This window comes from Arsenicibacter rosenii (assembly GCF_001870735.1).
GTDB lineage: Bacteria > Bacteroidota > Bacteroidia > Cytophagales > Spirosomataceae > Arsenicibacter > Arsenicibacter rosenii.
This window is the reverse complement of record NZ_MORL01000010.1, coordinates 61,069-75,574: the sequence shown is the minus strand read 5'-3', so window position 1 is coordinate 75,574 and position 14,506 is coordinate 61,069. Positions and strand designations below refer to the sequence as shown.

Here is a 14,506-nt window from a genome sequence, read left to right as displayed (position 1 = left end):
AGTTTGACTTTATGAACGACAAACTATTGTTTTAAAAGCCCCTTTATTTAGTTAGTGTATTGCATCATAGACGTTGAAACGACCGGCGGTGTTCCCGGCCCTTCCCGACTTACCGAAATTGCCATGATCCGTCATAATGGCCGGCATGTGGTCGATACGTTTCATACGTTACTCAACCCCGGCTGTCCGATTCCACCTTTCATTTGCCGCCTGACGGGCATTACCGACGCCATGGTTGAGCACGCCCCTACCTTTGATCAGGTGGCGCAGCAAGTACTGGATTTATCCTCAGAGGCTATTTTTGTCGCACACAACGCCAGCTTTGATTTCGGGTTTCTGCAAAAAGAGCTGGGTTGGCTGGATCGTCCGTTTCTGCGCCGTACCCTCTGCACGGTTCGTTTAAGCCGGAAAATATTTCCGGGTTACAACTCCTATAGTCTGGGAAACCTCTGCGAAAGCCTGGCAATACCCGTTTCTAACCGGCATCGGGCAATGGGCGATGCCCTGGCGACGACTAAATTATTTGAAATGCTTCTTGAAAACGACCATTTCGGTATCATCCCAAGGCCCCATTCCCTGATACCACCTCTTTCCTAGATTTCTTTAACAGTTTTCCTGCCGGCGCGTTCAGTTAATAAACTGAATTCCGACAGCATGCAACACGAGAAAAACGAATTTGGGCTTGGCGTGATTGGTATGGGAGGTTTTGGCTTGTTTGCTTCACAGCATTTTCTCCAGATCCCGGGCACGCGTCTTGTGGCCATTGCCGGCACAAACCGTGAAGGCGCTAAAGCGGCCGCAGAACGGTTCGGGGCCGTTCTGCTGGATAGCCTCGATGAACTGGTAGCTCATCCCGATGTTTCGATTGTTTATATTGCCACCCCTCCTTTTCTCCATTATCAGCAAGCCCTTTTAGCCTTGCAGGCTGGTAAACACGTCATTTGCGAAAAACCGCTGGCGGTCACTGCGGAGCAAGGCCATGAACTCATCAGGCTGGCTGCCGCGAAGAAGCTGTTAATGATTACCAACCTCATGCAGCGGTATAATCCGATGTTTGAGCGCGTCCGGCAGCTGATTGACAACCAGTTATTAGGTCTGCCTCTGCACGGCTACTTCGAAAACTACGCGGCTGATGAAGGTCTTTCGGCCGGACACTGGTTCTGGGACCGGTCTAAAAGCGGCGGCATTTTTATTGAACACGGGGTCCACTTCTTCGATTTATTTGCCGGTTGGCTTGGTCATGGCGAGGTAGTGGCCGCCCAATCCGTTAAACGGCCGGGAACCGATATTGAGGAACAGGTCAACTGTACCGTTGTCTACGACGGCGGCGTGACGGTTAATTTTTACCATGGTTTTACCCAGCCCGGCCGCATGGACCGGCAGGAAATGCGGATACTCTTCGAGCGTGGTGATATTACCCTGCATGAATGGGTTCCGACGCGTATTAACATCCGCTGCCTTGCCGACGAAGCCACTACCCGCGCACTGATGGATTTATTTCCCGGAGCGCGTCTTGACGTGAGCGCAAGTTATGGTGGTTCAGACCGCAACGCCCGTGGGCGGCATAAAGACATGGATGTCTGGCAGCAGGTTGAGATTTCGTATGGCTATGATCAGCACAAAATGCACTTATACGGAGAGTTGTTGCGGCAGATGTTCCGTGAGCAGACGGCTTACCTTCTCAATCCGGAAACACACCGGAAAATTACGGAAGAAAACGGGTTGCAGTCTTTATTGACAGCGATCGAAGCCAGTCGGCTGGCCCGGCGTTAACAAAAAAGCCGCTCCGGACCGGAGCGGCTTTTTCATGCTATTTGTTTTTTGCTTTTATTCAAAGTAATTCAACACCCGGTGACCACTCTGTTCCAGAATCTGATCTTTCCGGAACAGTTTCAGGTCAGCGGTTACCATGTCCTGAACCAGGCCTTTCAGATCGTATTTCGGCTTCCAGTTCAGTTTGGTCATTGCTTTTGTCGGGTCGCCCAGCAACAAATCGACCTCCGTCGGCCGGAAGTAGCGTTCATCGATACATACGACTTCTTTCCCGGCCTCAATCGGGAATGCAGGATTTGTGGCTTTTACAACCACCCCTTTTTCGTCTACACCGGTTCCTTTAAACTCAAGTTCAATACCAACCTCAGCAAAGGCCATCCGGACAAAGTCGCGGATATGGGTTGTCTGGCCGGTGGCAATCACAAAATCTTCCGGTGTATCCTGCTGCAAAATCAGCCACATGGCTTCTACATAGTCTTTGGCATGTCCCCAGTCGCGTTGTGCATCCAGGTTGCCCAGGTATACTTTATCCTGCAGGCCGAGGGCAATCCGTGCCACGGCGCGGGTAATTTTGCGGGTAACGAATGTTTCTCCCCGTAACGGCGACTCGTGGTTAAACAAAATCCCGTTGCAGGCATACATATTGTATGCTTCGCGATAGTTGACCGTAATCCAGTAGCCGTACAGTTTAGCAACGGCATACGGCGAACGCGGATAAAACGGCGTTGTTTCAGATTGAGCATGTCCCTGTACACCACCGTACAGTTCTGATGTTGATGCCTGGTAAATTCTGGTTTTGTCGGTCATGCCTAATAAGCGGACAGCTTCCAGAATCCGCAGCGTTCCGATACCATCTACCTGTGCGGTGTATTCAGGCTCATCAAAGCTAACCCGTACGTGCGACATGGCACCCAGGTTATAAATTTCATCCGGCTGTACTTCCTGAATAATGCGGATGATATTTGTCGAATCAGCCAGATCGCCGTAATGCAAATGAAACCGGACATTCTGTTCGTGTGGATCTTCATACAGATGGTCGATGCGGTTTGTGTTGAACAATGAGCTACGACGTTTAATCCCATGTACCTCATACCCTTTTTCAAGCAGTAACTCCGCTAGATAGGCCCCATCCTGGCCCGTAATTCCGGTGATAAGCGCTTTTTTCATTAACTATACCTATTCTGGACGAGTTGTTTGATGAACTCTCTCATACTGTTTTTAATTGATCGACATGCTGTAGCGTATGTCGATTTTGTCAGGTTGCAATACGGCTGTCGGAAACAAAGACTTAATCTGACTATAATATCGTTCGGCATCCATTTTCCGCATAAAATCCCCAACCTTTAGTTTATAGGTTGGCTGTTTGTATGATAAATACGGATTCAGTTCCGGGAAATTCTGATAAACCAGCAACTTTGCCGCTTCTGCGCTTTGTCGTTCATTACCGGTATATACCTGAATCCGGTAGCCAGGTGCGTAGCGAATGCTTTTATTTTTTGCGGCCGAAGCGTCCATAACCTCTTCCAGTCTCCGGTTGACATGCTGTGCTTCTGCACTCATTGACGGAATAATCTTTTTAGACTCCGGTGCACCGGTCCCTAGTTTTGGTTCCGTTTTGGCAGGTGCAGGCGTATAAGCCGGCCTTACGTCACTCAAATCTTCATTATAGTCGTTATAATTACCTGTTTTGCCCGATGTTGGCACTGATCTGGCTGCACATCCAAAAAAGTACACAGCCACAGTAACTACTAACAGCCTGTTAACGATACGTTTCATACCCTTTATACGAATTGCAAACATAGTAAATATCCAATTAGTAATCAGTAATCCTTTGCCTCTTCTGAGGGAAGGGTATAAATCATTTATTATTTTTGGACAATTTTTACTGCCTTATGTTGACGCTACAGAGCAATTTTTCGCTAAAAAATTATAATACGTTCGGAATCGATGCAACAGCACGTTTTGGCGTTGAGGTACATAACCTTGCAGATCTTCAGACGCTTCTCAGGTCAGAAGAGTATCAGGAGATGCCTAAGCTTATCCTTGGAGGCGGAAGTAATGTTCTGTTCACAAAAGATGTTGACGGTCTCGTTATCCTGATGCGCATCGACGGCATTGACGTTGTTCGTGAAAGCGACACCCATTATTGGGTACAGGCAGGCGCAGGGGTCAACTGGCATCAGTTTGTAATGTATTGTGTTGAAAATAAGTATGCCGGACTCGAAAATCTATCCCTGATACCAGGCACAGTAGGCGCTGCTCCCATGCAGAATATCGGTGCTTACGGTGTTGAGATTGAACAGGTTTTTGACTCTCTGACAGCACTTCACGTAGAAAGTGGTGAACTGAGACAATTTAACCATGAGGAATGTCGGTTTGGCTATCGCGAAAGTGTGTTTAAACATGATCTCAAGGGCCAATACATTATTGCCAGCGTTACATTCCGGTTAGCCAAACAACCAACGTTTCACATTTCATACGGTGCCATACAGGATACCCTGGCAGAAATGGGCGTTTCCGCGGGCGATATCACGATACGTGATGTAAGTGACGCCGTTATTCGTATTCGCCGCAGCAAGTTGCCGGACCCCGCCGACATTGGTAATGCCGGAAGCTTTTTTAAAAACCCAGAGATACCAACCGTCCAATACCAGCAACTGAAGCTAGCCTATCCGGCAATTCCTGGTTATGTTGTAAGCGAAACGACCACCAAAGTACCGGCCGGATGGCTTATCGAACAGGCTGGCTGGAAAGGATATCGTGATGGTGATGCAGGCGTGCACACGAAGCAAGCACTCGTCCTGGTGAATTATGGTGGGGCTAATGGTCATGATCTGCTCTCTCTGGCTACCCGGATTCAAACATCCGTTTTTGATAAGTTCGGGATTACAATCAACCCTGAAGTGAATGTGATTTAGGTTTACTAAAGCCAACAAAAAAGGCCCGTTGTATAACGGGCCTTTTTTGTTGGGTCATAAAGCAGAAAACCCCGCCAATTGGCGGGGTTTTCCTATATGCAAGGTTAATTATTGACGGATAACTTTAACCGTTTTAACCTTCGACGGCGTGATTACCTGCAGGAAGTACATACCCGCTGAACGGCCCAGACCTAATGTCTGACGTTCTACTGAGTTTGCTTTTTCTACAGCGATTTCACTTACTGAAGCACCTTGACCATCAGTCATGCGCAGTTGCAGACGCTGACCTTCAGCACCACGTACTTCAACTTCAACCTTGTCGCTCAGAGTTGGGTTACCCAGAACTGTTACATCCAGAGCATCAGCAGTTGTAGCCTCACGACCTGCACCATCTTTACGCTGGCAAGGAGATGATACTACGATTTGAGCTGTTGCCAGGATAGCACCAGTTTGTGTATTACGCTGACGAGCATTGATAGTAAACGTGTTATTATCAAAGTTGTTCAAGTCAAGCGTTTCTGAACAAGCCTGTGTCCATGGAGTAATACCAATACTCATGAATTCAATCACCGAACCGGCATCAACTACACCACCTGACGGGATGAAGTTAACAACGTGTGGTGTTGTACCAGGGTTACATGTGAATGCAGCCGATACGCTGAAAGGAGCACCAGTTAATACATATGGCTGACCACAAACTGTGATTGTGTTGCCAGGCGTCACCGTTGTGCTTGTTGGAGGAGGCGTTACTGTACCACCACCTGAGCACTGAGCACTGTAATCGAAGTTGAAGATTGGCGACATTACACCGCTCTGCATTACTTGCAATTGTACAGGCTTACGTTCTGCAAACACACCCGCGTCAAGGATCAGAGGCTGAGCCATTGACTGGAATTGCGTTACTAACAGGATACGACCCTGGATCGCTGTTCCGTCACCACCAACTGTGTTGATTGTGATTTGACGAGTTGTACAGTTGATCGATGCACCTGTGATTGCCAGCGCCTGACCAGTACCACACACTGCAGAGAATGTTGTAGTCTGAGCAATGTTAGAGCAACCTGCAGTTGTACCTGTTACACTGATTACACCTGGAGTAGTTACTGTGATCGTTGGTGTTGTTGCACCATTGCTCCACAGGTAGCTAGCCGCACCGGTAGCTGTCAGTGTAGCGCCTGTTACGACACCACTTGTTACGCAAATCTTACCGTCACCGGCAATCGATACGTTTGGTGATGCGTTGAATGCTACAGTTACCGGAGTAGCTGCACCTTCAACACCGTTCACAACGCAGACTACGTTGATAGAAACTGTACCTGTTACCGGGCTTTCTACCGAGTATGTTGGCTGGTTGAACGAAGCGTTGCCACGGTTGAAACGTGGTGTACCTGTTGCGCAGGCAGCTGTCAACAATACGTTCTGACCTAAGCAAGCCTGCAGGTTTGTACCTGGCGTTACTGAAGGAGCAGCCGGCAGCGGCGTTACGGTTACAGTTGTCTGACCTGAAGCTGAGCAACCTGCCAGAGACGTTACTGTTACGCTGTATACACCACCTGTTTGTGTAGAGATTGTCGGTGTTGTAGCACCTGTGTTCCACAGATATGTTACACCGCCTGTTGCAGTCAGAACTGCAGTCTGGCCTTGTACGATATTTGTGTTACCAGTGATACCAACAACCGGAGCAGAACCTGCTACTACTGTTGCGCTCGCCAGTGCTGTACAGCCTGAAGCGTTCGTTACGATTACGTTGTAAACGCCCGGAGCCTGAACAGTGATTGACTGAACATTACCAGCGCCGTTGCTCCATACATAGCTTGAACCGCCTGATGAAGTCAGAACTACGCTACCACCCGGGCAAAGTGTTGCCGAAGATGGTGTAACGTTAGCAACGAAGTTACAAGCCTGAACTGTAACCGGTGTACCACCTGTGCTAACCATACCACGGCAAGTACCGTTGAAGCAAGCACCGTAGTACGTTGTGTTTACAGTTGGGTTAACCACCAGTGAGCCTGTTGCGCTACGTCCTGCTTCAACTGTACCCGCAGCGTCTGTATAGAAGATCACTTGCGAACCAGCCGGGCAACCGAATGCTGTCAGTGTTACTGAAGCACCTGGAGCTACAGGGTTTGGCAGCGCCTGGATTGATGGAACACCACTAGGCATTGGCAGAACAGTAATGGTTACTGCTGTCGTTTTAACACTTGCACAACCGTTTAATGAACAGCTAGCCTGGTAAGATGTTGTGGCAGTTGGAGAAACTGTCAGTGAAGCACCTGTACCGATTACTGTATTTGAACCTTGTTCGTACCAATTGATCACACCACCTGTGCAACCACCTGCTGACAATACGCTTGACGTACCTGCGCAGATTGCGTTAGGCAGCGTTGCCACGTTTGTTGGAGCTGGTGTAGCTACACGGTTGTTGAACGATACCGTTGACACAGGGCCAAGGCAAGTTGGCGTTGTCGCGCACTGAGCAGCAACGGTGTAAGCACCAGGTGTTGCCGCTGTGTAGTTTACAACTGAAGTACCAGTGATTGCTGTTGAACCGCTTGCCATTGTTACAGTGTATGATACATAACCGGTAGCACATGACAATGTACCGGTAGCGTTTGTAGCGTTGCCAGCACCACAAGTCGAAGCAAAACCTGAAACAGATACGCTAGCTGTCGGAGCATCTGTGATATTCAGCGAGAAGCTGGATATCAGTGTGCTTGTACAGCCTGATGGCGACTGGCAAGCCAGTGTTACTGTGTAAACACCTGTCGGGATACCTACTGTTGGTAATGTACCAACCAATGTATTTGACAATGTTCCTGAAGTACCACCACCGCTGATACCACCAACTGCACCTGTGTTACTCACTGAGATACCACCAGAGATAGTACCTTGACCAGGGATAACCACACTTGTACAACCAGCGATTGTCAGAGAAACCGGCGTGTTACGGCAGATTGTCAGTGTCTGATTAGAATTACCAACGATGTTGTTGATTGTGTTACCGCTAGCTGAAGCTGTAATTGTTGCGTTTGCAGGCGCAACGTTTACAGTTGCAGTGAACGTTTTCACTTCACTCACACATCCTGACGAGTTCTGGCAGGCAATTGTATAGCTGCCTACACCTGTCGCGCTGGTAGCAATTGTGTAAACACCAGCCGTTGCAGTCGTATTACCTGGAGCTATATTTGTTCCAGAGATTCGGCCACCGATCAGTGTAGTACCTGTTGGACAGTTAGCCGATACTGAGATCGGAGCTGTGCCCTGGCAAGCTACGTATGTGGCGGCAGGAGTCGGAGCTGCCGGTGTCGGGTTAACCGTTACCGAGAAGCTTGTCACCGCTGTGCTAGAACAACCAGCTGCATTTGTACAAACTAATGTGTATACATACGTCTGTGTTGTAGCCGATGAGAACGTAGCTGTGTAGAACGCATTGTTATTTGTTGTTACACCACCACCTACTGAACCACCACCAATTGAGCCACCAATACCGTTAGAACCACTCTGGAATGGAGGGTTGTTAGTAATGGTAGTAGCTGTTGTTGATGAGCTAACGAAGCAGTTTGTCAATACAGTCAGCGACTGACCTGAACATACTGTTGCAGAAGCACCAGAAATCAGCGAACCTGTACCAGCGTTAACCAGCGTGATAGACGCTACGTTTGGAGCAGGAACTACTGTCAGGCTGTATACCTGTGGTGTAGCTGCGCAACCTGAAGCATTTGTACATACTACTGTGTAACCATATACACCCGTTGCGTTAGCAGGGATTGTAGAGATTGTTGTAGTACCTACTGTACCTGTTGAGAAACCTGTACCGCTGCCAGTAACAACTGCGCTTGCGCTTGAGCAAGTAGCTGTAATGTTGATTGGCGACGTAGACTGGCAGATGCTTGCACTGCTGATACCAGCAACTGTAGCTGCACCTGGCGTCGGGTTCACTGTGATTGACAGGCTTGTTACCGCCGTGCTTGAACAACCAGATGCATTCGTACAAACGAATGTGTAAACATACGATTGTGTTGTAGCTGATGTAAACGTAGCAGTGAAGAAGGCGTTAACCGGAGCTGTCGTTGAACCAGGAGCTGTACCGCCACCAGTTGAAACTGTTCCTGAAGTACCTTGATCTATACCTGAACCACCTGTGTTACCACCAATCAATGGCGGGTTAGTAGCACCTGGCGATGTGTTCGATGAAACACCGATCTGGCAGTTTGTCAGGATTGTCAGAGACTGACCTGAACATACAGAAACTGCATTTGCCAGAGCTGGAGTTGGTGTACCACCTAATACGGTCAGCGATGCGTTTGGAGCAGAAGGAACAACAGTGAAGCTATATGGCGTACCTACGCTTGTGCAAGATGAAGTTGCACACAGGCCGGTAAAGCTATACGTTCCTGTAGAACCAGCTGCGATAGTTACGCTACCAGCCGTGTTTGTAATACCTGTACCTGTACCAGCTGCCAGAGCGATCGGGCTACCACCGGTAGGGCAAGAGAAGGCAAAACGACGAACTGAGCTAGACTGGCACAATGTTGTCGACGAAGCGGCTAAGCCACCTGCGAAGCCACCAACGGTTGGTGCTGCAGGAGTTGGGTTAACTGTAATCGACAGTGTTGTTACGGATAAGCTTGTACAACCAGCTGTATTTGTACATACGAATGTGTACACATACGTCTGTGTTGTTGTTGCCGTGAATGAACCAACGAAGCTGGCGTTTACCAGAGATGTAGTTGAGTTACCAGGCGTTGTACCTGAACCTGAACCAACACCGGCAGTACCGCTATCGACACCGTTGAAGCCAGTATTCTGACCAATCAATGGCGGGTTAGATGTACCGGCAGTTGAGCTTGTTGTTGTACCGATTGCACAGTTTGTAGCAATTGTCAGGGAGTTACCTGAGCAAATTGAAACGCTGCCTGCACCACCACCTGCAATATTAGCACCTGTACCACCTGTTACAGTAAGTGATGCGTTATTAGCCGTTGGCACGATAACAAAGCTACGTGTTACCGCTGTGCTTGTGCATGAAGATGTACCGCAAACCGCAGTATATCCAAATGTACCTGTTGAGCCAGCAGCAACGATAGCCGTTGTTGACTGACCCGGAGCACCTGATACTGTCAGACCTGAACCTGTAACTGTTACATAGGCAGTTTCACCTGTAGCACATGAAGCAACAGCCGCTAGTGGTGTTGTGCTTTGGCAAAGTGTTGCTGCTGTGAAACCAGAAACTGTAGGCGCTTGTGGTTGTGACGTTACCGATACAGTCAGGCTTGTTACTGAAAGGCTAGTACAGCCTGAAGCATTCTGACATACGAATGTATAAACCAGCGGCGATGTCGTGATCTGCGTAAATGTAGCAGAGAACGACGCAAAGGCATTCGTTGTAGAGCCAGGGATAGTAGTACCACCACCTGTTACACCTGTACCTGAACCACCCTGGTCAACACCTGAACCACCACCTGAACCGATGAACGGCGGGTTACCAACATTTGACGAGCTGATTGTACCTGTGCTGATCAAACAGTTAGTTTGAACGGCCAGTGTGCTACCAGCACATACTGTCACGGCGCTACCACCGGCAGCAGCCACGTTAACCGGTGACGGAACACCACCTGTTACTGTCAGAGCAGCAGCATTAGGAGCCGGAGCAATTGTGAAGCTAAACGGCGTACCTACGCTTGTACAAGATGATGTTGCACACAGACCAGTGAAGCTATAAGTTCCTGAAGAACCAGCTGCAATGGTCAAGCTACCCGCCGTATTTGTAAGACCTGTACCTGTACCAGCTGTCAGAGCGAGTGGGCTACCACCAGTTGGACAAGAGAAGGCAAAACGGCGAACCGTGTTAGAAGCGCAAAGCGTAGTTGATGTACCAGCTAAACCACCTGCGAAGCTACCCAATGTTGGCGCAGCAGGAACCGGATTAACCGTTACAGACAATGTAGTAGTGGTTGGGCTTGTACAACCGGCAGTGTTTGTACATACGAATGTATAAACGTATGTCTGCGTTGTAGTAGCCGTGAACGAACCAACGAAGCTGGCGTTTACCAGAGATGTAGTTGAGTTACCAGGCGTTGTACCTGAACCTGAACCAACACCGGCAGTACCGCTATCGACACCGTTGAAGCCAGTATTCTGACCAATCAATGGCGGGTTAGAGCCAACAGCCGTTGAGCTTGTTGTCGTACCAATCAAACAGTTTGTAGCAATTGTCAGTGATGTACCTGAGCAAACAGATACACTGCCAAGAGCGCCACCCGCAACGTTAGTTGTTGTTCCGGCAGTTACTGTTAAGGCAGCAGCGTTAGGAACAGGGTTAACTGTCAATGTTGTTGTGATAGCAGAGCTAGAGCAACCTGAAGCGTTTGTACAAACGACAGTATATGTCAACGTAGTTGCTGACGTGATACCTGTTGTAGCTACAGTTAAGCTGTTCCCTGTAAATGACGTTGCACCGCTGAACACCGCTGTAGACGAAGCGCAGCTTGTTGTCAGGCTGGCAATGGTACCGGCACAAACTACCTGAGGAGCAATTGCCGCTGGAGCAGCAGGCGTCGGGTTAACAGTCAACGTCAGTGTAGCAACATTTGTGCTCTGGCAACCATTAGCACCGATACATGGGATTGTATAGACGAATGGAGAACCAGCACCTGTTACAATGTTCGTTGGGATCGCAAACACGTTGATACCAGGAGCACCGGCAATCGTTGTGCTTGTTGTAGCCCCGATGATTGTCGTTCCGCCAGGACCTGTCACAAAAATAACCGGATCGTTATTTGTTGTTGACGTCGATGATGGCGCTTGCGCTACACATCCGGAAATGCTCAGTGCAAGTGTTGTGCCCTGACAAACCGTGCCGGATGCACTGGCACTAGCCGTTGAAGCATCAACCAGTGTGCTGCTGAATGTACCAGCAGAAACAATAGATACAGAAGGGCCGTTAGCCGGAGCGACGCGGTCAGCTGTAACAGAAGCGGATGCAGTTGCCGTACAACCACCTGCACTTGTTACCAGAACAGAGAACGCTAATGGTCCAGTACCTGAGCCGGTATAAGTATAAGAGGATGTATTTGTAGTAGAACTGCTAACACCAGACCATACATACGTATATGAACCGGCAGGCGTAACATTAGCCGTTGCAACTGTAGCAGGGTTTGTACAATTCAACAGCGTATTGCTAAATGTAATTGAAACCGTTGGAATCGGGTTTACGTTTAAGTTAGCCGTAGCTAACGCCGTACAACCAGATGCATTTGACACAACCAGTGAATACGTCTGGATACCAGAGGCAGCTGCAGACGTAGTTACATTCAGAACATTTGTCGGAGTTGGAGATACCAACGCCAGGAAACCAGGACCAGACGCACTTTGAATCGTCAGATCCGATGGGACAGTAATAGATGAGCTACCACCGGCACAGATAGCGGCAGGCGAAACAGTTGTACTTACCGGCGTCTGAATTGATGGATATACACCAATCGTTAAAGACGCGGTACTTGACGTACCGTTCGAGAAGTAACCTGTAGCCTGAACAACTAGCGTTGACGAGGTAGTCACACCAGGGAGGGTGTATGAACCATTAAAACCGACACCTGATCCGTTAAACTGCGGTTGTACAATCCCATTCAGAACAGGAGAGTAAACGACAGCCGTCACAGTTGTTGGGTTTGTTGTCTGGATAGATGGCACGATTGTTATTGTCGTTCCACCACAAGCCGCCGTCAAATTAGAACCACCCGTAAGAGATAGGCTCGTAATTGAGTTCTGTGCCTGTACCACTCCATACCCACCCAGCATAAGCAATAGCCAAACGGTTATCTTAGCTAAGTATAATCGTGAAGACATAAACAGCAATTAAGTGTTTAAAATAGATTTTGTTTGTGAATTAGCGTGATCAGGCTTAAAGGCCTGATTTACCGGTTTTTCTGAACCGTAACGGGTGGCGGGTGCCATAGCTTTTAAGCAGATGAACTGCTTCATTTCAACAGAGAGCTTCAGTGAATGCGAATAGGTTTACAGACAGTGGTTAAATCATAGGCGAAACGGTGTTAGGGTTAATGATTAATAATAAAAGACGCGCTCTGAGCATACAACCTACCATACGAATAGACTTTTTTTTCTCCATGAACGTTATATGCACTATTAGCACAATCTCACATCGGGATGCAAATAAAAAAAAAGTGTTTGAATTATAAGCTAATTTCTGGCTGTGATTGAAAATTTTTTAACAAAGTCGTCGTTAAACATAAACTATATATATTAAGTATACCTTTTAATATACCCCTTCTATACAATCTGTAGTTTCTCTAGCGTTTTTGTGTTATTTTTTTTCAATTGTCCGGAAATTCATTCGTGAGCTTAAATTGTCAAAACCTCGTTTTCGGATGGTCTCCCGTTTATCGGAATAAGAAAAATCCTATTTCAGTTTATCTACCTGATCAGCATATTTCTTTGTATTCAGCTTTGCACTTTGTGCTACCGCCAGTGAACTATTGGCAGCTTTCAGGGCTTCCTGCGTCTGGTTTGCCCGTTTGTAGGCATCGGCGAGTTCAAAATAAAGATCTGCTTTTTGGGCAGGCTCCAGCTTAGGTAACGCAAGGGCTTTTTCAAGCCATTTAATCGTTGACGGGGCATCGCTGCCGTCTTTACTGTTAGCATTAAAGAAGTGCGCTACGTAAAGAAATTCCGGCGCACTTAATGGAAACTCATTTACATGCTTATCCATTCGTGCAGCAGCCATATTGGTCTTATTGTGGTAGATATAGGCATTGATCTCCTGCATCAATGTCCGTGCATTAGCAATTTTAGGATCGACACCAATCTTTACTAACTGCTCGCGAATCTGCTGGATTTTCTCCGGTGCAAAACGGGCTGCCTGCGGACTATACAGGGAAGAAAGCAATAAATTCTCAGCAACCTCCCGGGCTGTCCCCTCGCCATACTGTTTGTAAGCTGCCTGGTTATTGATCAGGTACTGGGCAATGGGATTTGTGTAATCCATAATTACCTTTTGCAGCACCAGCCAGTTTGTTCCGTTAGCATATTCAGTAGCCGGCTGTTGTTTGGCATACTCTTCCATGACCCGTGAGTTTGCCGTTGTATCTTTGATAATCTTTGTAAAAAGACCGTACTCGATCAGGAAATCAGCTCCGCGTTCGCCGGCGGCAAAACGGTCCGGATATTGTTGGCTCCGGTAGCGTGGATCCAAAGCGGCCGCAGCCCGGCCATTAATCTCATCAGGACCGTTATTAGTCATTGTAGCATGAAGCAGGTTCCCATCTGCATCAAAAAACAGAAACATTGGAATTGACGGGATATAAAGCTTTTTCCTCTCCAGCCACTCCTGTGTTGGTTTCTGCATCAAGTCAAGCTTCTTACTTACAAAATACTGATTGTAGACATCTCCGACTTTTTTACTGGCGAGTATCGGCATAAAGCTTTGGCAGGTGTGACAATCGGGGGAATAGATTTCGACAAATACAGGTTTACCAGCTTTTCTGGCACGGGCAAACACAGTGTCGATCGGTTCCTTCATGAATGCAATACCACCGAGTTTTATGTAATCAGGTTCCGGCGGATGAGTAGCCTGAGGGGCTGGTGCAGGAACTGTTTTTTTGATTTGTGCGGGGGCCGCTTTTTTTACAGGTGTCTTCGTCTGAGCGATGAGTACATATGGTAATACGAGTAGCAAACTCAACAATACGTTTGTCCGCATTTGTAACATGACTAATTCAGTTTCTACGATGGTTGTATATTGAAAGTGGCCCGCTATGATTAGCGAGCCATTGAAGACGATGACATTCCCCCCTCCC

Annotated in this window: 7 protein-coding genes; 3 read left to right on the top strand and 4 right to left on the bottom strand. The window is 48.0% G+C overall.

Annotated elements, in window-relative coordinates:
- The first annotated feature begins 54 nt into the window (after nucleotides 1-54).
- Nucleotides 55-597 (top strand): 3'-5' exonuclease, encoded by a 543-nt coding sequence (locus BLX24_RS18315; protein WP_071504639.1) that lies wholly within the window; start codon nucleotides 55-57, stop codon nucleotides 595-597.
- A gap of 57 nt (nucleotides 598-654) precedes the next feature.
- Nucleotides 655-1,773 carry a Gfo/Idh/MocA family protein gene (locus BLX24_RS18310; protein ID WP_071504638.1) on the top strand — a complete coding sequence of 373 codons (1,119 nt, stop codon included), beginning with the start codon at nucleotides 655-657 and terminating at the stop codon, nucleotides 1,771-1,773.
- Between the two features lie 54 nt (nucleotides 1,774-1,827).
- Here BLX24_RS18310 and gmd read toward each other — a convergent pair whose 3' ends face one another.
- Together gmd and BLX24_RS32750 are read right to left on the bottom strand one after the other, a co-directional pair.
- Complete coding sequence (gene gmd, locus BLX24_RS18305; protein ID WP_071504637.1) at nucleotides 1,828-2,940, bottom strand: GDP-mannose 4,6-dehydratase; 1,113 nt, start codon at nucleotides 2,938-2,940, stop codon at nucleotides 1,828-1,830.
- Between the two features lie 51 nt (nucleotides 2,941-2,991).
- On the bottom strand, nucleotides 2,992-3,429 hold the full coding sequence (locus BLX24_RS32750; protein ID WP_071504711.1) for an SPOR domain-containing protein: 438 nt from the start codon (nucleotides 3,427-3,429) through the stop codon (nucleotides 2,992-2,994).
- Nucleotides 3,430-3,665: 236 nt separating this feature from the next.
- Here BLX24_RS32750 and murB point away from each other — a divergent pair, with 236 nt between their 5' ends.
- Nucleotides 3,666-4,691 carry a UDP-N-acetylmuramate dehydrogenase gene (gene murB / locus BLX24_RS18295; RefSeq protein ID WP_071504636.1) on the top strand — a complete coding sequence of 342 codons (1,026 nt, stop codon included), beginning with the start codon at nucleotides 3,666-3,668 and terminating at the stop codon, nucleotides 4,689-4,691.
- A gap of 108 nt (nucleotides 4,692-4,799) precedes the next feature.
- On the opposite strand, the gene BLX24_RS32200 is transcribed toward murB, so the two are convergent.
- Both BLX24_RS32200 and BLX24_RS18280 read right to left on the bottom strand, forming a co-directional pair.
- A complete protein-coding gene (locus BLX24_RS32200) occupies nucleotides 4,800-12,539 on the bottom strand; it encodes an Ig-like domain-containing protein (protein WP_143092711.1) in 7,740 nt (2,579 codons plus the stop codon).
- A 571-nt stretch (nucleotides 12,540-13,110) separates the two neighbouring features.
- Complete coding sequence (locus BLX24_RS18280; protein WP_083422047.1) at nucleotides 13,111-14,229, bottom strand: TlpA family protein disulfide reductase; 1,119 nt, start codon at nucleotides 14,227-14,229, stop codon at nucleotides 13,111-13,113.
- Nucleotides 14,230-14,506: the final 277 nt, after the last annotated feature.

Excerpts from the sequence above, each read along its gene's own strand:
- BLX24_RS18310 (WP_071504638.1), top strand. The coding sequence starts at position 655 with ATGCAACACGAGAAAAACGAATTTGGGCTTGGCGTGATTGGTATGGGA.
- BLX24_RS18280 (WP_083422047.1), bottom strand. The coding sequence starts at position 14,229 with ATGAAGGAACCGATCGACACTGTGTTTGCCCGTGCCAGAAAAGCTGGT.
- murB (WP_071504636.1), top strand. The coding sequence starts at position 3,666 with ATGTTGACGCTACAGAGCAATTTTTCGCTAAAAAATTATAATACGTTC.
- BLX24_RS32200 (WP_143092711.1), bottom strand. The coding sequence starts at position 12,539 with ATGTCTTCACGATTATACTTAGCTAAGATAACCGTTTGGCTATTGCTT.
- gmd (WP_071504637.1), bottom strand. The coding sequence starts at position 2,940 with ATGAAAAAAGCGCTTATCACCGGAATTACGGGCCAGGATGGGGCCTAT.